The sequence below is a fragment of the Burkholderia orbicola genome (assembly GCF_900100915.1).
Lineage (GTDB): Bacteria > Pseudomonadota > Gammaproteobacteria > Burkholderiales > Burkholderiaceae > Burkholderia > Burkholderia orbicola.
Window position 1 is genome coordinate 872873 of record NZ_FNKW01000002.1, and the last position, 19880, is coordinate 892752.

At 66.5% G+C, this 19880-nt stretch carries 15 protein-coding genes; 7 read left to right on the forward strand and 8 right to left on the reverse strand.

The window, feature by feature from the left end; all coding sequences use genetic code 11:
• Positions 1–66 precede the first annotated feature (66 nt).
• Together BLS50_RS20795 and BLS50_RS20800 are read left to right on the forward strand one after the other, a co-directional pair.
• Positions 67–1224: a porin gene (locus tag BLS50_RS20795; protein ID WP_011694681.1), complete on the forward strand. Its 1158-nt coding sequence runs from the start codon at positions 67–69 to the stop codon at positions 1222–1224.
• Between the two features lie 390 nt (positions 1225–1614).
• The gene (locus BLS50_RS20800) at positions 1615–2088 is read left to right on the forward strand and encodes a VOC family protein (protein ID WP_043886341.1); all 474 of its coding nucleotides are present in this window, start codon (positions 1615–1617) and stop codon (positions 2086–2088) included.
• A gap of 227 nt (positions 2089–2315) precedes the next feature.
• Here BLS50_RS20800 and BLS50_RS20805 read toward each other — a convergent pair whose 3' ends face one another.
• Positions 2316–3299: an AadA family aminoglycoside 3''-O-nucleotidyltransferase gene (locus BLS50_RS20805; protein WP_074803830.1), complete on the reverse strand. Its 984-nt coding sequence runs from the start codon at positions 3297–3299 to the stop codon at positions 2316–2318.
• Positions 3300–3465: 166 nt separating this feature from the next.
• Positions 3466–3915: an HU family DNA-binding protein gene (locus BLS50_RS20810; protein ID WP_011548077.1), complete on the reverse strand. Its 450-nt coding sequence runs from the start codon at positions 3913–3915 to the stop codon at positions 3466–3468.
• Between the two features lie 267 nt (positions 3916–4182).
• Between BLS50_RS20810 and BLS50_RS20820 the strand changes: the two genes are divergently transcribed.
• Positions 4183–5301, forward strand: coding sequence for an acyltransferase family protein (locus tag BLS50_RS20820; protein WP_074803835.1), 1119 nt, complete (start codon positions 4183–4185; stop codon positions 5299–5301).
• A 372-nt stretch (positions 5302–5673) separates the two neighbouring features.
• Here the strand turns inward: BLS50_RS20820 and galU are convergent, their stop codons facing one another.
• Positions 5674–6561, reverse strand: a complete 888-nt coding sequence (gene galU, locus BLS50_RS20825; protein WP_011548079.1) for a UTP--glucose-1-phosphate uridylyltransferase GalU — start codon at positions 6559–6561, stop codon at positions 5674–5676.
• Positions 6562–6791: 230 nt separating this feature from the next.
• Positions 6792–6935: a hypothetical protein gene (locus BLS50_RS36000; protein ID WP_006479318.1), complete on the reverse strand. Its 144-nt coding sequence runs from the start codon at positions 6933–6935 to the stop codon at positions 6792–6794.
• Between the two features lie 219 nt (positions 6936–7154).
• Between BLS50_RS36000 and BLS50_RS20830 the strand changes: the two genes are divergently transcribed.
• Positions 7155–8330, forward strand: coding sequence for an acyltransferase family protein (locus BLS50_RS20830; protein ID WP_074803838.1), 1176 nt, complete (start codon positions 7155–7157; stop codon positions 8328–8330).
• A gap of 381 nt (positions 8331–8711) precedes the next feature.
• Here the strand turns inward: BLS50_RS20830 and BLS50_RS20835 are convergent, their stop codons facing one another.
• Genes BLS50_RS20835 through BLS50_RS20845 form a run of 3 tightly spaced genes read right to left on the reverse strand, consistent with a single transcriptional unit; the run spans position 8712 to position 14852 of the window.
• Entirely contained in the window at positions 8712–11177 is a 2466-nt protein-coding gene (locus tag BLS50_RS20835) for a glycosyltransferase family 4 protein (protein ID WP_074803840.1), read from the reverse strand.
• Entirely contained in the window at positions 11174–12640 is a 1467-nt protein-coding gene (locus BLS50_RS20840; protein ID WP_006479321.1) for a flippase, read from the reverse strand. The genes BLS50_RS20835 and BLS50_RS20840 overlap by 4 nt, the downstream gene beginning before the upstream one ends.
• 19 nt (positions 12641–12659) lie before the next feature.
• Complete coding sequence (locus BLS50_RS20845) at positions 12660–14852, reverse strand: NHL repeat-containing protein (protein ID WP_074803842.1); 2193 nt, start codon at positions 14850–14852, stop codon at positions 12660–12662.
• A 469-nt stretch (positions 14853–15321) separates the two neighbouring features.
• Here BLS50_RS20845 and BLS50_RS20850 point away from each other — a divergent pair, with 469 nt between their 5' ends.
• Genes BLS50_RS20850 through BLS50_RS20860 form a run of 3 tightly spaced genes read left to right on the forward strand, consistent with a single transcriptional unit; the run spans position 15322 to position 18420 of the window.
• Positions 15322–16386, forward strand: a complete 1065-nt coding sequence (locus tag BLS50_RS20850; RefSeq protein ID WP_074803844.1) for an acyltransferase family protein — start codon at positions 15322–15324, stop codon at positions 16384–16386.
• 35 nt (positions 16387–16421) lie between these two features.
• A complete protein-coding gene (gene gmd / locus BLS50_RS20855) occupies positions 16422–17468 on the forward strand; it encodes a GDP-mannose 4,6-dehydratase (RefSeq protein WP_011548084.1) in 1047 nt (348 codons plus the stop codon).
• Positions 17455–18420, forward strand: a complete 966-nt coding sequence (locus BLS50_RS20860) for an NAD-dependent epimerase/dehydratase family protein (protein WP_074803845.1) — start codon at positions 17455–17457, stop codon at positions 18418–18420. Before gmd ends, BLS50_RS20860 begins: the two co-directional genes overlap by 14 nt.
• Before the next feature lie 102 nt (positions 18421–18522).
• On the opposite strand, the gene BLS50_RS20865 is transcribed toward BLS50_RS20860, so the two are convergent.
• Positions 18523–19713, reverse strand: a complete 1191-nt coding sequence (locus BLS50_RS20865) for an O-succinylhomoserine sulfhydrylase (RefSeq protein ID WP_011694679.1) — start codon at positions 19711–19713, stop codon at positions 18523–18525.
• Positions 19714–19880 lie beyond the last annotated feature (167 nt).

Consider the following 19880-nt stretch of genomic DNA (forward strand, 5'->3'; position numbering starts at 1 on the left):
TGGCACTGAGCTATTCTCCAATCCGCAACAAATAACGATGAATCACTTGCGTGGAGAAACTCAACGATGAAGAAACTTGCTCTCTCGACCCTCTCGCTCGCCCTGCTGGGCGCGGCCGGCGCTGCTCAAGCTCAGTCGAGCGTCACGCTGTACGGCGTGATCGACACGTCGATCACCTATGTTCACGGTAACGATGGTCAAGGTAACAATTCGTGGTCGATGGGTAGCGGCAACCTGCAAGGCAGCCGCTTCGGCCTGAAGGGTTCGGAAGACCTCGGTGGCGGCCTGAAGGCGATCTTCCAGTTGGAAAACGGCTTCAACTCGGCATCGGGCGCACTGGGCCAGGGTGGCCGCATGTTCGGTCGTCAAGCCTTCGTCGGTCTGCAAAGCGACCAGTACGGTACGCTGACGCTGGGTCGCCAGTACGACCCGCTGGTCGACCTGGTCCAGGCAGTCACGGCTGACAACTACTTCGGCAGCGTGTTCGCCACGCCGGGTGACGTCGACAACAACGACAACAGCCTGCGCGTCAGCAACGCGATCAAGTACACGTCGCCGGTCTGGGCAGGCCTCCAGGTCGAAGCGCTGTACGCACTCGGTGGCGTCGCCGGCTCGACCGGCAAGGGTCAGACGTGGGCGGCAGCGGCAGCGTACAACAACGGCCCGCTCGGCCTGGCTGCTGGCTACTTCCACGCGAACAACTCGGCTCCGCTGAGCGCAGTTGGCCAGCGCACCGGCTGGGCCGGCACGTCGGACGCGATCTTCGACGGCTCGGGTAACTTCATCAACAACGCGTACACGTCGGCATCGTCGATCGGCATCGCGCAAGTCGCTGGCCAGTACGCATTCGGCCCGGTGACGTTCGGCCTCGGCTACAGCAACGCGCAGTACAAGGCGGATGCGAACTCGGGCTTCGGCACGAACCAGAAGTACAACACGGGCCGCGCATTCGTCACGTACCAGGCATCGGCACCGCTGCTGCTGGGCGTCGGCTACATCTACACGAAGGGTAGCGGCCAGACGGACGCCAAGTACCATCAGGTTTCGCTCGGCGCGGACTACTCGCTGTCGAAGCGTACGGACATCTACCTGGTTGGCGCGTACCAGCACGCAAGCGGCAAGAACGCCGACGGTACCGATGCGCAAGCGTCGGTCGGCTCGTACGGCATCGCCGGCAAGAGCTCGCAGGAAATCGTCGCACTCGGCCTGCGTCACAAGTTCTAAAAACGAAGTATCCGGCGTGCATGGCGTCTCCGACGCCTTGCCGCCGACCTGGAAAGCCAGCCCCGGTTTCGGCCGCGGCTGGCTTTTTTTCGTCCGCGCCCCGTGGCAGGCCGACATCGCCTGCAGGGCCGCCGCGCCCGAGCCGGGGCCCGACACAGGCTGACGGGCCGGCAGCGGCGCCTGGCGGCTGCAAGGTGCCCGCAACACCGTTTCCGATGTCCGCAGAGGTCGCCGTTTCGCTGTTGAGCGACTACCATCCGCACAGCCGGCATCGCCAGCTCAACCGAAGCGGGATTTGTTTGCGCCGCGTGTCGATTTCGGCAGGCGTCGTCCGTCGTATCGATGGCGGCACATGGTTTGCCCCGGACCCATACAGACAGGAGACTCGTCATGACGATTCAGAAGATCACGCCTTTTCTCTGGTATTCGACGGAAGCCGAAGAAGCAGCGGCCTTCTATGCCGGCATCTTTCCGGATTCGCGCATCGTGCGCGTCACGGCGGTGCCCGGCACCGACGGCACGCGGATGGTCGAATTCGAGCTGTTCGGGCAGCCATTTTTTGCGATGAGCCACCCGCGCACGGAGGCGTTCAACCATGCGATCTCGCTGCTCGTCAGCTGCGCGGACCAGGCGGAACTCGACCGCTACTGGAGCGCCCTGCTCGACAACGGCGGCACGGCCGACGGCTGCGGCTGGCTGCGGGATCGTTATGGCGTGTCATGGCAGATCGTTCCGGAAGCGCTCATTCCGATGATGGCCGACCGCGACGCGGTCAAGGCGGGACGCGTGGCCGCCGCGATGATGCAAATGACAAAGTTCGACGACGCCGCGCTGAAGGCAGCCTTCGCGGGCACCGCGGGCTGACGGAGCGCGTCGGGCCGCACTCGCGTGACGCCGCGCCGGGTCGTCTGCACGGGCTCGGCTCGACGGGCTGCGCGTGTAGCGGGCTTGCAGGCGTTTGCTATCCGTGGGCCGGCCGGTAACCCGGTGGCGTACGTCATTGGCGTACGTCGTTTGCGTACGTCGCTGGCGCCCGTCGTTTGCGTACGTCGTTTGCGTACGTCGTTTGCGTACGTCGTTTGCGTACGTCGCTACGCCGACAGCATCGACTCGACCGTCCGCCGCGCGTAGCCGATGAATTCGGCCAGCGGTTCGCCCGACAGGATTGCCGCGCCCGCTTCGCCATCGAGATAGGCCGCTCGCGCAGCGGCTACGATCGGCCGGTGCGCGTCCGGCAGGCGCTCCAGCACCCACGTCGCGGCGACGTCCTTCGGCGCGATCGCGCCGGTCGCGGCGCTGTACCAGATGCGTGCGAGCGCGAGCACGATGTTGCACGCGTCGCCACGCCAGTCCGGTTCGGCTTCCCACTGCGCAACGGTCGCGCGCAGCGCGGCGACGAAGTCGCGCGCGGGCACCGGCTCGAACAGCACGTCCGCAGGCGGCCCGACCAGTGCGACACCGTGCTGTCGCACCTTCGTCAGCAGGATGGCCAGATCGTGATCGACCAGCGGCGGCTCGACGATGCCGGCTGCCAGATCGCCGCGCAGCCATTCGCCGAACTGCAGCTCGCGCCGCGCCGGATGACGCCACGGCACCACGTCGCCGTGCGCGACGACGGTGACCTCCAGCGCACGCATGCTACCGCCGCAACCGGGCGGCGCCGACGCGCCGAGCAGGTTCGACATCAGTGCGCGTCGCACCGCTTCGTCCGGGCGCACCGCGACCGTCACCAGCAAATCGATGTCGCTGCGCGGTTTCAGGCCGCCGTCGAGCGCCGATCCGAACAGATGGACCGCTTGCAGCGTCGCACCGAGATGCCGTTCGATCGCGGCGCGCGCGGCGGCGAGCTGTGCGGCGATGTCGTGCGGAATGAAGTCGGTCACGACGGCAAACCTGGCGATGCGCGCCCGACGGAGCGCGAAGAAACAACACCCGGGCAGCGCCATCGCGAGCGTCGACTTCCCCGCTCCCGATTCGCCGACGATGCCGAGCGTTTCGCCCTGCCGCACCGACACCGACATGCGTCGCGCGAACGAAACTCGCCGCTCGGCGATGGGGATGCAGATGCGCGACATACGATCCGCCGCGTGCCACGCATCAGGCAACCCGTCATCGCGATGCCGCCTGTTCGCTGCCGCGCGCTTTGCGCGGCGCAATAAAAATCCCCGCACGCTTTCGCGTACGGGGATCTCGGGACATCGCAACGGCTGCCGACATGCATTCGGCAGTCGTTGCGCGGCATTACGCCGCCGCGTCCTTCAGCTTCTTCAGCGCACGTGCCTTCACGCGCACGCTGGCCGGCTTCGCCGGGAACCAACGCTCTTCGCCCGTGAACGGATCCTTGCCGAAGCGCTTCTTCTTCGCCGGCACGACTTGTGCCGTGATCTTCAGCAGACCCGGCAGCGTGAACTCGCCTGCGCCCTTCTTGTGGACCGAGCCCAGCACGACGTTCTCGAGTGCGACGAGCACTGCCTTGACCGCCTTCACTTCGACAGCTGCGCGCTCAGCGATGTGCGTTGCGAGCGATGCCTTCGTGAACTTGTCCTTCAGCGGCGTCGGAGCAGCCGGTGCTGCCTTCGCGACAGCCTTCTTGGCCACTACTTTCTTCGCGGGCGCAGCCTTTTTGGCAGCCACTTTCTTGGTCGCCGGTGCGGCAGCCTTCTTGGCCACCTTTTTTGCGGAAGTCGCCATGTTTCTCCTACCAGGTGTGGTCGTTGGATACACGAAGCGTGCAACGCGCGCGCTTCAACGCCGGATTCTACAAGCGCCTTGACGCTTCGTGCAGTACTTTTATGCGTTTTCGCGGGGTTTCCCGCAGGTTTTGTTGCGCGCGACCGACTTCGTCGACGCTCGAGCATCCAAAAACACCTTCACTTATGGGCTCAAACGCGTCCGAACGCGAATTACGTTCGATATTTGCGCACCTATACTGGGCACGCTCAATGCCCGGATGCCTCCATGCGCGAAGTCAGATACGTCAAAGGACTCGACGGCCTGCGAGCCCTCGCCGTCATCCTCGTTTTCCTGTCCCACAAGGGCCATGTCCTTGCCGTCGACGTCGGCAAGCTCGGCGTGTGGACGTTTTTCCTCATCAGCGGATTCCTGATCGTCGGCGAGTTGCATCGCAACCGCCAGGCGGTCGAGCGCGGCACCATGACGCGCCGTCACGCACTCGCGTTGTTCCTCGCGAAGCGCGCGCTGCGGATCTTTCCCGTGTATTACCTGCTGCTCGCCGCGCTCGCGATCGCACACGCGCTGTTCTACCAGCGCGGCGTCAATCTCGGGCTCGCATGGCACGCGGCGTTCCTGTCGAATTACTGGATCGGTGTCGTCAAGGACGGCTGGCCCGGCTCCACGTCGCACTTCTGGAGCCTCGCCGTTGAACAGCAGTTCTATCTGATCGCACCGCTCGCGCTGCTCACGGTGCCCGCCGCGCGACACGTCGCGCTCGGCGTCGCGGCCGTCGTGCTGTGCGCGATCGCGCATCTCGCGCTCTACCTGTCGGACGCGTCGCCGGTGCTGATCTACGCGTTTTCCCCGTGGAATTTCGCGCTGATCGCGCTCGGCGGCGTCGGCGCGATGGCGCTCGCCGATCGCGGCGCGACGGCCGTGCGCCGCGTGCCGCCCGGCTGGCTCGGCGCGGCAGGCGTCGTGTTCTTCCTCGTGCTGCCGGCGTTCACGGCGCTGCCCGATGCGGTCGCGGGGCTCGCGGATCTCGGCCTGTCGGCGTCGCTCGGCGCGCTGATGCTGTGGATCGTCAGCGAGCCCGAGCATCCCGTCGTCGCGCTGCTCGACTGGGCGCCGCTCGCCTATCTCGGCACGATCAGCTACGGCTTCTACCTGTTCCACAACCTGATTCCGGCGCGCTTCGGCGCGCTGCCTGCATCCTTCGCGCACGTGCCGATGCCGGAGATCGTCCGCGACGCGCTGCCGGAAATGCTGCAATTCGCGCTCGCCGTGCTGCTCGCGCACCTGTCCTGGCGTTATCTCGAAAAGCGGCTGCTCGACTTCAAGAAGCCGATCGCCGCGCTGCTGGCCCGGCACTTCGCCACGCAGCCGAGCGCGTCGCCGCGCTGAGCGGCACGCGAAAGCGGCGTACGGCGAAAGCCGGACGGGAACGCTTCGATATCGGCGACACCCGACGGCCGGCTGCATGGCAGCCGACGCTGCGTCATCGCGCGACACCCGTGCGAGTGTCGCGCATGCCGCGCAACCCCTCCACCGATCCGGTCACGCGGCGCATGCTTCGGCACCGGTTTCACGCGCGACGCGCGGCCTCGTCGGTACGCGTCACGCATCGCGGGACACCGCCTGCCGCACGTTCGCGGCACGCCACCGAGACGTCGCGCACCCTGCTCGTGCGCCCGCAAAAACAAAAAAGCCCCGGCGCGCGAGCGGCCGGGGCCAACGGAACAACCACCACCTGAAACGACGGAGCGCGCGGCCGCTTTAAGCGACGGCAGCCAGCGCAGGCAAGCAGGTACGCAGGTACGCCTCGAATTCGCGGCTCACTTCCGGATGCTGGAGCGCGAGCTCGACGGTGGCCTTCAGATAGCCGATCTTGCTGCCGCAGTCGAAACGCGTGCCGTAGTAGCGATACGCGAGCACCTGTTCGTTCGCGAGCAGCGACTGGACGGCATCCGTGAGCTGCAGTTCGCCGCCCGCGCCCGGCTTGAGCTTGCGCAGGTGATCGAAGATCGTCGGCATGAACACGTAGCGGCCGACCACGCCGAGGTTCGACGGCGCATCCTCCGGCGCCGGCTTCTCGATGATGCCCGACAGCTTGATGATGTCCTCTTCCCACTCCCGGCCTTCGACGACGCCGTACGAGCGGCTGTCCTCGCGCGGGATCGTCTCGACCCCGATCACCGAGCTGTGATAGTGGTCGAACACGTCGACGAGCTGCTTGAGCACCGGCTGTTCGCCGTGCAGCAAGTCGTCGGCGAGGATCACCGCGAACGGCTCGCCGTGCACGAGCTTCTCCGCGCACAGCACCGCGTGGCCGAGGCCGAGCGCTTCCGGCTGGCGCACGTAGAAGCAATTGACGTGGCTCGGCTTGATGCCGCGCACGAGCTCGAGCAGCTTTTCCTTGCCGCGCGCCTCGAGCTCGGCCTCGATCTCGTACGACTTGTCGAAATGATCCTCGATCGCGCGCTTGCTGCGCCCGGTGACGAAGATCATCTCGGTGATACCGGCGTTGATCGCTTCCTCGACCGCGTACTGGATCAGCGGCTTGTCGACGACGGGCAACATTTCCTTCGGGCTCGCCTTCGTTGCCGGGAGGAACCGCGTGCCGAGACCGGCAACGGGGAACACGGCCTTGGTGACTTTCAACATGTTCGCATCCTGATAGCGTTGACTGCGCCGCGTCGACCCGCGACCCGGCGCGATTGTGTTCCGAACGGCATATCGAGAATCGACGGTACTGCCAATTCCGCTCCGCTCATTTTCGATATGAACTGATTGCCCAATTATTCCGGAAAAAATATAATCGTTTCAATCCGGTCGATATTGCCGAACCGATTGCCGAAGCAGAAACAAATTACCGATTTTCCAGATACAAATTCTTACGATTCGAATTCCTCGATATAGGGCACGCCGCCCCGCTCGAGGCCCGGGCGGATCGGTTCGTTCTTCAGCGCCTCGCGGTACGCCGACAGAACGGCCATGACCAGCAGTACTGCAGCGCTCGCGATCCAATGCATGTCCATCTTGCCGCTCCTTGCATCAATCAACTGGAGCTTTCAAACTATCAGAAAAAAATCGGCAAATAATTCGCGCCCCCTCGATGAACCGCTTTCGGGTCGGGATAAATCCATGATGTGGAATACCGATATTTCCGGGCGAGATTTTTTTATTCATTGACCGAATTCTTGCGCATTACGATTGGATGAAACTTCCCGTCCATCCGTCGCAAGGAATCGAATCGCATGCAAGCTTTCAGCGGATCGTCTCTGGCCGCGCCGCCCGTCGCCGATCACAAGGAACACGTGATCGACGCGATGCGCGGCTTCGCGGCGCTGCTCGTCGCCTATTTCCACTGCCGCCAGGTCGTCTGGGTCGGCATGCAGAGCTTCCATCATGCTTACGGTCATGCACTCAGCCCGGGCGTGATCGCCGGCTACCTGACCTTCCCGTTCGCGTGGGGCTCCGCCGGCGTCCCGATCTTCTTCGTGATCAGCGGCTACTGCATCCACCGCAACGCGGCGCTCAAGCTCGCGGCCAACCCCGCGTACCGGCTCGACGCGCCGAACTTCTGGGTGCGCCGCTTCGCGCGCATCTACCCGGTGCTGCTCGCCGCGCTGCTGTTCACGCTCGCGCTCGACGCGGTCAGCCTGCAGATCGAGCCCGTCAGCCACAAGATCCGCGACGTCGGCCTGGTCGCGTTCCTCGTGAACCTGTTCTCGCTGCAGGGCGTCGCCGGCTACACGTACGGGTCGAACGGCGCGCTGTGGACGCTGTCGCTCGAAGTGCAGTTCTACGCGATCTATCCGCTGCTGTTCGCGTTGCGCCGGCGCATCGGCATGCCGGCCGTCGTGGCCACGGTCGCGCTCGTCAACGTCGCGTCGGCGTGGCTGCTCGAACGGCACGACCTGCAGTTCTTCACGTCGTACTGGCTGTCCTGGACGATCGGCGCATGGATCGCCGACGTGCGCGCGCAGCAGTCACGCGACACGGCCGTCGTGCCGTCGCGCGCGTGGTACGTCGCGGCCGCCGTGCTGCTGGCCGCCGGCTGCGGCGCGTTCCATGTCGGCCAGTACGGCGCATTCCAGCTGTGGTCGGCCGGCTTCGCGTGCTTCCTGTACCGCGCGCTCGCCCGCCCGCCGCGCCCGACGCCGCCGCTGCGCGTGCTGAGCTGGTTCGGCGACTTCAGCTACTCGCTGTACCTGGTCCACCTGCCGCTGTTCGTCTGCCTCGGCTCGGTGCTGTTCCACTCCGAACTGCAACTGTCGATCTGGCCGTCGTTCGCGTTCATGGCCGTCGCGATTCCGGTCGCGTACCTGTTCTACCGGATGTTCGAACGACCGGCGATGATGTGGTCGGCCAGCTTCAAGCCGACCCGCGCCGCCCGCGTCGTCGCGTCGACGCCCGAACAGGCCGTCTGACACAAGCCGACCGGCCCGTCCGGTTTCGGAGCCCTCGCGCGGCGTCTCGCTGCGCGGGGGCTTTTTCACGGCCGGCACGCGGTCGCGGGCCGGTTCGACAAGGAACGGCAGCCTGCCGCTCTCCGACCGCGCTACGACCCGTGTAAGCCGTCTCTGCGGGGTTGCCGCGGCACGACTGCAACGGTGTCGCCTGCCCGCTTCACGTTGCCGATGGCCCGATCCCGGTTTCAGATGACGGTCGGCCACGCTCGCGCCCGACGCGGATGCGCGGCGCAAACCCGCCCGTCCGCCCGAACCAGACGCCTCGGCCGCTGAAAAGCAAAGCCCCCGCGCAGCGCAACGCCGCATGGGGGCTCGTTTGCCGCCGGCTCGCGCCGGCTGCTACTTCTTCGCGTTCGCGGCCTTGGCGGCCTTCGCCGTATCCGCGAGGATCTTCTCGACCCGCTCCACGTAGGTTTCGGTCCCGAACCGGCGCACCGCGGTCGCACGCCCGCTCGCGACGAGCCGCTCGCGCAGCGCGCGGTCGCGCTTGAGCGCCGCCAGCGCATCGGCCAGCGCGGCCGCGTTGCCCGGCTCGCAAAGCAGCCCGTTGTCGCCATCCTCGATGATCTCGACGACGCCGCCCGCCCGCGCCGCGACGACCGGCCGGCGCGCGAGCATCCCCTCGACGATCACGCGCCCGAACGGCTCCGGCGTGATCGACGTGTGCGCGACGACGTCGACCGCCGTCATGCACGCGGCCACGTCGCGCTGGAACCCGAGGAAATGCACGCGTTCGTCCATCCCGTGCTGCGCGACGAATTCGTGCAGTTGCGCCGCATAGTCGTCCTCGCCGAACAGCGGCGCGCCGACCAGTACCACGTGCATGTCCGGGTGCCGCGCGGCGGCCTCCAGCAGCACGTGCTGCCCCTTCCAGCGCGCGAGGCGGCTGAACGAGCCGACCAGCCATGCATCCGCAGGCAAGCCGAGGCGCGCGCGCAGCGCGGCCTGGCTCACGCCTTCCAGCGCGTCGAACGGTTCGGCCGAAATGCCGTTGAACACGACGTCGACGTGCTGCGGCGTGAAACCCGTCAGCGCGCGGAACGCCTGCGCGGAAGCGTCGGAGTTCGCGATCACGCGCGTGACGCCGAGCCGCGCGCAATACTTGATCGCCTTCAACTGCTTGCCGCCGAAATGGTCGGTGCTGACGATGTCGCGCAGGTGCCAGACCACCGGCTTGCGCGCGAGCCGTCCGGCGAGCGCGGCGACCACCATCGCGCGTTGGGTGTTCGCGTAGATCACCTCGGCGCGGCGCGCGCGCCGGGCGACGTCGCGCACCAGCCGCACGAGCTGCTTCACCGCGCCGAACGACACGCCGCCCTGCTTGCGCACGCCCGCGAGCGCCCCCTGCTCGACCACGTCGACGCGCGCGCCGATCTCGTCGAGCGCCGCGCGGAACGGACCGTCGGCGAACAGCAGCACGTCGGCGTTCGCGCGCATGTGTTTCATGATCTCGAGCAGCGACAGCTCGGCGCCGCCGAGCACGCCGCTCTGGTCGAGCACGAGCGTCGCCGGGCCGCGCGCGGCCGGCAGCGGGGCAGCCGTGCCGCGCTGCGCGGTCGAACCGGGCAGCGCCTGCTCGACGTAGTCGAGAAAGCGCCGCCGGAACGTGTCGGCGGAAAAGCGCTCCGCGTTCGCGCGGCACGCGTCAGGCGTGAAGCGCTGCGGCGCACGCTCGAAATCGTCGACGGCCGCGACGATCGCGTGCGGCGTCTGCTCGTCGAAGAAGAGGCCGGTCGGGTGCAGGTTCGATTGCGGGTCGAGCACGGTTTCGAGCGCACCGCCCTTGCCGTACGCGATGACCGGCGTGCCGCACGCCTGCGCCTCGACGACCGAGATCCCGAAATCCTCCTCGGCCGCGAACACGAACGCCTTCGCGCGCCGCATCCGGTCGTGCAGCACCGCGAACGGCTGGTAGCCCATGATCTCGACGTTCGGGCCGGCCTTCGCGCGGATCTTCTGCATCTCGGGGCCGTCGCCGATCACCACCAGCTTGCGCTCGGGCGTGCGCGAAAACGCCTCGACGATCAGGTCGATCTTCTTGTACGGCACCATCCGCGACGCGGTCAGGTAGAAATCCTCTTTCACCGCGTTCAGCGAGAACGCGTCGACGTCGACCGGCGGAAAGATCACCGCCGCGTCGCGGTGATAGACCTTCTTGATGCGCCGTGCGATGAACGCGGAATTCGCGACGAAGCCGTCCACCGCGTTCGCGGTGCGCGTGTCCCAGTTGCGGATGTAGTGCAGGATCATCCGCGCGAGCAGCGATTTCGGCCCATGCGTGAGGTTCGACTGCTCCAGATACTGGTGCTGCAGGTCCCACGCATAGCGGATCGGCGAATGCACGTAGCTGATGTGCACCTGGTCCGGCCCGGTCAGCACGCCCTTCGCGACCGCGTGGCTGCTCGAGATCACGAGGTCGTACTCGGACACGTCGAGCTGCTCGATCGCGAGCGGCATCAGCGGCAGGTAGCTGCGGTACTTGGTGCGGGCGAACGGCAGCTTCTGGATGAACGACGTCGTCACCGGCTTGCCGCGCACGAACGCGCGATCGTCGAGGAAATCGACGAGGCTGAACAGGTCCGCGTCGGGAAAGCACGCGACGATCTGTTCGAGCACGCGCTCGGCGCCCGCATAGGTGACGAGCCAGTCGTGGACGATCGCCACGCGCAGCGCACGTGCCGGCTGCCGCGCGCCGGCGCGCTCGGCCGGCACCGCGCGGTGCAGCGCGGCGTCGCCCGGGTGGGCCACGGCGGCATCGGCCGCGGCGAGATTCAGGACGGCGTGTTCCGCCAGATCGCGATTCATATGGTTTTCCTCGCATTGAGACGGACAAACAGGTCGCGCACGAGTGCGCGCAATCCCGGCGTCATCGTGAGCGACCACGCGACGTTCAGCACCAGCACGACCGCGCACATGCCGATCGACTCGCCGAGCCCCGACCAGGCTTGGGCCAGAAACAGGCTCGCGAGCAGGAAGGCGAGATGGGCGAGCATGTCGAGCACGATCGCGCGCATCCGGATCGCCGACAGGTACAGCAGCACGCCGTAGTCGACGAGCGCGCGCGCCGCGACGACCACCGCCGCGCCGATCAGCCCGAAGTGATGAATGCCGAACCACAGGCCGCCGACGAAGAACGGCATCTCGACGAGCCCGGCGAATGCCGCGCGGGCCGGGTTGACCTGCGACTGGATCAGGATGCGCGTGACGCTCGCCTGGCCGACGAGCCACACGCTGATCACCAGCACGCGGCCGACCGGCGCCGAATGCGCGGCGAGATCGGCGCCGACCCACAGCGTGAGGAACGGCGCGAGTGCGAAGATCGCGACGATGCCGACCGGCGTGAATACGCCGTTCAGGAATTCGAGCGACTGGCGCGCGAGGGTATCCGCATGATCGCGGCCGACCGCCGACAGCCGCGGGAACAGCGTGCGCACCAGCGCGTTCGGCAGCATGTTCAGGCGTGTGACGAGGTTCTGCGGCACCGTGTAGTAGGTGACGAACTTCGCGCCCATGCCGGCGCCGAGCATCACGCGGTCGAGCGTGTCGGCGATCATGCTGGTCGTACTCGCGATCAGCATCCAGCCGCCGAAATTGAACAGCCCTTTCGCGGTGCCCCACTGCGGCGGATCGATGCGGCGGATGCCGAGCACCTTGATGCTGGCCTGCCCGAGCATCACCGCCGCGATCAGCCGCGCGACGACGGCCGCGGCGAGCACCGTCTGCAGGTTCGGCGCGATCCACCACGCGGCGGCGAGCGGCAGCAGCTGGAACAGGAACGTGCCGATCGTCTGGTTCGTGTTGAACACGCCGAACCGTTCGGCGCCGTTGATCGCGCCGGCGAACACCCACGACACGTTCGCGAGCGGAATCGCGAGCGCGAGCCACGGCAGCGCGAGATACACCTCGTGCTGCATCGCGGCCGATACCTTCGTGAAATACGCGGTGTAGACGAACGCGCCGAAATAGATCAGCAGCCCGCCCGCGATGCCGGTGCCGAGATTCAGCCAGAACGCGCTCCAGAACACGCGTGCGCTTTCGTCGGCGTTGCCGCTCGCGAGCGCCTTCGAAATGTGGTTCTGCGCGGCCATGCTCATCCCGAGATCGAGGATCCCGAAATAGCCGATCAGCGTCCACACGAGGCTCACGACGCCGTAGCGTTCGACGCCGAGCGCGTGGATATACGCGGGCACGGTCACCAGCGACACGAAGGTCGGCAGGATCAGCCCGATGAAGTTGATCGAAACGTTCTTGAGTATGCCTTTGTCCATGCTTTAGCCCATGGGCCCGTTAAGGTTTCCAGCGGTACATGAGCACCTTGCCGCGCGCGTCTTCCTCGACGAACACCAGGTACTCGCCGTTCTCGCGCCGGAACGCACTGATGCCGAACGGCACGTCGACCCAGCCCGACGCCTTGCCGACCTCGGCGCCCGGGCTCATCACGCCGACTTCCTTGCCGGTTTCCTTGTCGTACACGTGGATCTTGCCGACCGGCTCCACCGTGAAGAGGTAGCGGCCCTCGACCGTGATCCCGATCAGGTCGAAGATCGGCTTCGCATCGAGCTTCCACGGCAGCGCCACCTGGTAGCGCGCGACCGGCGAGCCCGTCGACCACTTGTCGAAGCGGATCAGCACGCGCCCCACTTCCTTGTTGATGCCCGGCTGCGGTGGCGCGTCGGCCGTGTAGCCGGTCACGTACAGCGTGTCGGTCTGCGGTTCGTAGATCGCGCGGCGCAACTGCGTGAACGGCTGCGGCATCGGGTAGGTCGTGACCTTGTCGTACGAATAGATCGGGTTGCCGGCCTTGTCGACGCCGCCGTACTGGAAGCGGTGGATGCCGCGCACGTCGCTCGTGCGCCAGATGTCGCCCTTCGTGTCGACCCACCAGCCCCAGCCGCCCGCCTTCGCCTTGCCCGTCGTGTTGATCTCGGACTCGTCGGCATCGATCCGGCCGTTGCCGTTCGCGTCGCGCCACAGCCAGTCGCCGCCCGGCGGCTTGTTCGGCACCTTGTCGACCGGCCGCGCGCGGCCCGCGATCAGGCCCGACGGAATCGCGACCTCGCCGTCGCGCTTCGCGTCGAAGCGGTAGATCTTCAGGTGATCGGCGTACATGTCGGTCAGGTACAGGAACGTGCGGCCGTCGACGCGCCGCGCGATCGGCATGCCCGGATACTGGTCCGTATGGAACACCGGGTCGTCCGGATACTTGAAGCGGTTCGACAGGAAGCCGACGTATTTCCAGTCCTGGCCCGGCGGCTTCGACAGGTCGAGCTCGAAGCGCTTGTTGCCCGTGTACACGCTGTTCGGCCGCGCGGGGTCGAGCCACGCGCCGTCGACGAACAGCAGCCCCTGCACCTGCCAGCGCAGCTTGCCGTCCGGCGTGTAGCTTTCCAGCACCGCGCCGAGCCCCGCGCCGATCGTGTCGTGGCGCGGCCCGATTCCGTTCATCGATACGTAGATGTTACCCGCGCGGTCGACGCCGACGCCGGTCAGCCCGTTGAAACGCTGCGGCCCCGGCCGGCCCGGCACCGGGCCCGCGAAGATGCCGCCGCGTTCGCCGAGCGTGCCCGACGGCGCATAGCCGTTGCCGCCTTTCGAGAAGATCAGGATCTGCTGGCGCGGCCCGTTGTCCGCGACGAGCACGCGTCCTTTCGCGTCGACCGCCACGTCCACCGCGTCGGTGCCTTCCGGCAGCGCCGGCGCGTCGTCGAGCTTGCGGCCGTCGGCCCGCACGTGCACGAGATGCGCGGGCCCACCCAGCGTATCGGTCAGCAGCCACAGCGTGCCGTCGCCGGCGAGCGCGATGCGGCCCGGCTCGTGCGCGCTCCACGTGCCCTTCTGCTGCATCGTCTCCGCGTCGTACACATCCACCACGTCGCGCGACGGATTGGTCGCGAACAGCGTCTTGTCGTCGGCCGCGAGGCCGCCCACTTCCGCCTTGGCCTCACCCACTTCCGAGCGCGCGGGCGCCGGCACCTCGTTCATCATCATGAAGCTGGCGGCCATCCGTGCGCGGCCGCTATCGGCGCGCCCGCCCGGCGCGACCTGCGGCGCCGCGCGAAACGGCGCGGGCTGCTTCATGTCGCCGATCGTGCGCCGCGAGATGCCGAACCATTGCTTGCCCTTGTCCGGCCAGATGCCGGGCGACTGCAGGTGACCGCGCTCGTTGCCGACGCCGATCGCGACATACGCGTACTTGCCGTTCACCGCGATCGCGCTGCCGCCGAGATTGCCCCAGCCGTGCGTGCCGCCGGCGAAGCCGAGCATCTTCCCGTCCTGGTAGACGCTCGCCTCGGCGCCACTCTCGTCCCACGGCGCATTCGTATACACCTTGCCCTCGGGCGTCACCGCGATCGCGCGGATGTCGATCTGCGTCCATGTGCCATCGCCATAGCCGAACGTGTTGCCGATCCACGAGGTCGTCGCGGGCAACACCGTTTCGGCCGGCGCGGCGCTCGTCAGCAGCACCGCGCATACCGTCATGCCAACCAGAATCAGACGTCGCAATGCGCTTCTCCAGACTCGATGCAACAGCGACCGGCGCCGCCGCGGATCGCCCGCGGCCGCGCCCTGTCGCTAAATGGGTTTCAAACGTCGCGATGCAGGTTACAAGCAAAAATAATCACAAGAAATTTGGAAATATTTGGGGATGTTTCTGCCTGAAATATCGAGCCGGAACAGCGAATAAACGACGCTCAAAAACGGCAATAACGACCGCCTTTCCCGCGCCGCCACGTAGAAAATTCCGCTCTGCGCCGCCTGGCGAGCCCGTCCGGGCGCCAACCTTTCATGCCGCGATCGTAATAATCGGCATTTTCCTATTTATCGCCCGCTAACCGACGCGCGTTTTTTTACCGATTTCTTTTCCCTAGAATCGGTTTCGATTCCATATTCGATTTAAAGGCATGCAATACGTACACGCATTGGAAGCGGGTCGTGAAGGAGCCGCGCGATGACGGCCCTGGCGCGCCCCGCCGACCTCGCCCCGCCGCAACACGGCCGGATCGTGCAGCTCGACGGGCTGCGCGCGATCGCGGTGGGCGCCGTATTCCTGCAGCACGCGCTGAAGGCGCCGCTGTGGATGGGTGTCGATCTGTTCTTCGTGCTGAGCGGCCTGCTGATCACTGGCATCCTGCTCGATCGCAAGGCGCGCGGGCAGTCGTACTTCAGCCACTTCTACGCACGTCGCGTACGGCGCATCCTGCCGCCGTACGTGCTGCTGCTGGTGGTGTCGACGCTGCTGTTCGGCGCGAGCTGGCTGCCGCACTGGCCGTGGTTCGCGTTTTTCTCGACCAATATCGGGCTGTCGCTCGGCAGCATCGGCCATGACAGCCTGAACGTGCTGTGGTCGCTCGCGGTCGAGGAGCAGTTCTACATCTTCTGGCCGTTCGTCGTGCTGTGGTGCTCGGAGCGCGCGCTGCTGTGGGTCGCCGCCGCGCTGATCGTCGCGGCGCCGGTGCTGCGCGCGATCGCGACGCCGTGGTTCGATTCGTTCTGGCCGATCTACTACCTGACGCCGTTCCGGATGGACCTGCTCGCGGCCGGCGCGTTGCTCGCGATCGTGCTGCGCCGCGACCGGCGCGCGCTGGAGCCGTTCTATCCGCTCGCGATCGTCGGCGCGCTCGTGTCGCTCGCGATCCTCGGCTGGCTGCACCTGTCGTTCCCGCGCTTTCGCGCCGCGAACACGCCGCTGTCGAACGCAGCGCTCTACAGCATCTCGCTGCTGCTGTGCACGTCGATCGTCGTGATCGCGCTGCGTGGCCGCGGCCTCGTGCAGCGCGTGCTGACGAACCCGATGCTCGTCTACGTCGGCACCGTCAGCTACACCGTCTACCTGATCCACCTGAGCGTGCTGTACGCGCTGTGGCCGCTGCACCTGAACCGCTTCGTCACGGCCGTGCTCGCGCTGGCGATCACGCTCGCTTACGCGACCCTGAGCTGGTACGGCTTCGAACGGCGCCTGACACGCGGGCCGGCGCGCCGCGCGGTGCCGGCTGCCGCCGGCACGACCGCCTGAATTTCATCATCCATCGCTTCTACCAGGACAACGCCATGAGCCAAACGCGTAAAAAGGCCATCATCACCGGAATTTCGGGGCAAGACGGTGCGTACCTGACCAAACTGCTGCTCGACAAAGGCTACGAAGTCACCGGCACCTACCGCCGCACCAGCTCGGTGAACTTCTGGCGTATCGCCGAGCTTGGCGTCGACACGCACCCGAACCTGACGCTCGTCGAACACGACCTGACCGACGCGGGCTCGAGCCTGCGCCTGCTCGAACGCACGCAGCCGGACGAGCTCTACAACCTGGCCGCGCAAAGCTTCGTCGGCGTGTCGTTCGACCAGCCGGCGACGACCGCTGAAGTGACCGGCATCGGCCCGCTGAACCTGCTCGAGGCGATTCGCGTCGTGAGCCCGAAGACGCGCTTCTACCAGGCGTCGACGTCCGAGATGTTCGGCAAGGTACAGGCCATCCCGCAAACGGAAACCACCGCGTTCTATCCGCGCAGCCCGTACGGCGTCGCGAAGCTGTACGCGCACTGGATGACCGTGAACTATCGCGAGTCGTATGGCCTGTTCGGCAGCAGCGGGATCCTGTTCAACCACGAATCGCCGCTGCGCGGCCGCGAATTCGTCACGCGCAAGATCACCGACACGATCGCGAAGATCAAGCTGGGCAAGGCGACCAAGCTCGAGCTCGGCAATCTCGATGCGAAGCGCGACTGGGGCTTCGCGCTCGAATACGTCGAAGGCATGTGGCGCATGCTGCAGGCCGACGAGCCCGACACCTACGTGCTGGCGACCAACCGGACCGAGACCGTGCGCGACTTCGTGCGGATGGCGTTCGCGGCGGCCGGCTACCAGATCGAATGGACCGGCAAGGGCGAGCAGGAGCGCGGCCTCGATGCGGCGACCGGCAACGTGCTCGTCGAAGTGAATCCGAAGTTCTACCGCCCGGCCGAAGTCGACCTGCTGATCGGCTGCGCGGACAAGGCGAAAAGCAAACTGGGCTGGGCACCGAAGACGACGCTCGAACAACTTTGCCAGATGATGGTCGAAGCGGATTTGACGCGGAACCAACACCATGACACGTTCTGAAACCGGGCGTCCGTCGCACCGTGCATTCGTCACGGGCCTGACGGGCTTCACCGGTCGCTACATGGCCGAACGCCTGCAGGCGGCCGGCTATGACGTCTGGGGCACGGTCGCGCCCGGCACGCCCCGCCCCGCCGATCCGGCGTTCGCAGACTGCACGCTGCTACCCGTCGACCTGCTCGACGCGGAGGCCATGCGCGCGGCCGCGGCCGATGCGCGACCCGACGCGGTCGTGCATCTCGCCGCGCGTGCGCACGTCGCGCAGGACGAGCCGTCGCAGACCTACGCGGTCAACATCGTCGGCACGCGCAACCTGCTGGCGGCGCTCGCCGGCCTCGACCGCCGTCCGTCGGCGGTGCTGCTGGCAAGCAGTGCGAACGTCTACGGCAATTCGACGGCCGGCGTGCTCGACGAAACCGTCGCGCCTGCCCCGGCGAACGACTACGCGGTCAGCAAGCTCGCGATGGAATATGCGGCGAAGCTATGGGCCGACCGGCTGCCGATCGTGATCGCGCGGCCGTTCAACTACACGGGTGTCGGCCAGAGCGATGCCTATTTGCTGCCGAAGCTCGTCGCGCACTATGCGAGCAACGCGCCGCGGATCTCGCTCGGCAACCTCGACGTGAGCCGCGATTTCTCCGACGTGCGCGACGTGACGGCCGCCTATCTGAAGCTCATCGAAGCCGCGCCGGCCGGCGAGACGTTCAACGTCTGCTCGGAGCGCGCGTATTCGCTGAAGGAAGTGCTCGCGATGCTGTCGCGCATCGCCGGTTACGTGATCGACGTGACGATCGACCCGCGCTTCGTGCGGCACAACGAAGTGAAAAGCCTGAGCGGGTCGCGCGACAAGCTGCGGCGCGCGGTGGGTGAATTGCCGATCACGCCGCTCGACGAAACGCTGCGTTGGATGGTGGACGCGATGCGTGCCGCACCGCCCGGGCACACCGCTGGCTGAACGTCGGCGAAACGCACGCGACGGCATACGCCGAAACGACAACGGGCCGCTCTCTCGAGCGGCCCGTTTCATTGATGCCGAGCCTGAAATCGGCTATCTCGCTCAGCCGTCCAGACCACGCGCCAGATCGTTGCGAATGTCGCCCGCATGCTCCAGGCCGACCGCCAAGCGGATCAACCCCTCGGTGATCCCCGCCGCCGCACGCGCTTCCGGCGTAATCCGGCCGTGCGTCGTGGTGGCCGGATGCGTGATCGTCGTACGCGTGTCGCCGAGGTTGCCGGTGATCGACACCAGCTTCGTGCCGTCGATCACGCGCCATGCGTTCGCGCGCTGCTGCTCGGGCGTGTCGCCCTTCAGCTCGAACGACACGATCGCACCACCCGCCTTCTGCTGACGCTTCGCGAGTTCATGCTGCGGATGCGATTCGAGCCCCGGATAAAACACGCGCGCCACCGCCGGATGCGAGTCGAGCCAGCGCGCGATCTCCAGCGCGTTCGCCGATTGCTTCTCGACGCGCAGCGACAGCGTCTCCATTCCCTTCAGCAGCACCCACGCGTTGAACGCCGACAGCGTCGGGCCCGCGCTGCGTACGAACGGGAACACCTTGCCCATGATGAATTCCTTCGAGCCGACCAGCGCGCCGCCGAGTACGCGGCCCTGCCCGTCGAGGAATTTCGTCGCGGAATGCATCACAACATCCGCGCCGAGCTTCAGCGGCTGCTGCAGCACCGGGCTGCAGAAACAGTTGTCGACGACGAACAGCGCGTTCGCCGCCTTCGCGATCTTGCCGATCGCCTCGATGTCGGCGAGCTCGGTCAGCGGGTTCGACGGCGTCTCGAGGAAGAACATCTTCGTTTCCGGCCGCACCGCTTCCTGCCACGCGTTCAGGTCGGTCGGGTCGACGAAGGTCGTCGTGATCCCGAACTTGCTGAAGATCTGCGAGAACATCCCGAGCGTCGAGCCGAACAGGCTGCGCGAGCTAACGAGGTGGTCGCCCGCCTGCAGCGCGGACATCACGACCGACATGATCGCGGCCATGCCCGACGCCGTCGCGATGCACGCCTCGCCGCCCTCGAGCGCCGCGAGACGCTCCTGGAACATGGTGACGGTCGGATTCGTGAAGCGCGAATAGGTGAAATAGTCTTCCGAATTCGCGAAGCGCTCGGCCGCGTCGGCCGCGCTCGAGAAGCAGAAGCTCGACGTGAGGAACAGCGCTTCCGAATGCTCGTTGAAGTCGCTGCGCAGCGTGCCCGCGCGCACGGCAAGCGTGTCGAAGTTGAGGGAGTCGTCCATGTTCCGTTTTCCGTATTCGAGGGCCGCGCCGACGGTCGTTCATGAAGCGCGGACCCGGTCAAAACCGAGGCCAAAAAACAAAAAGCCCGCTATGCGTCGGCATCAGCGGGCTTCGGTGCGGTACGACAGCGATCGACTCGGGCCGGCTGCCGCCGGCCTTCGCTTTA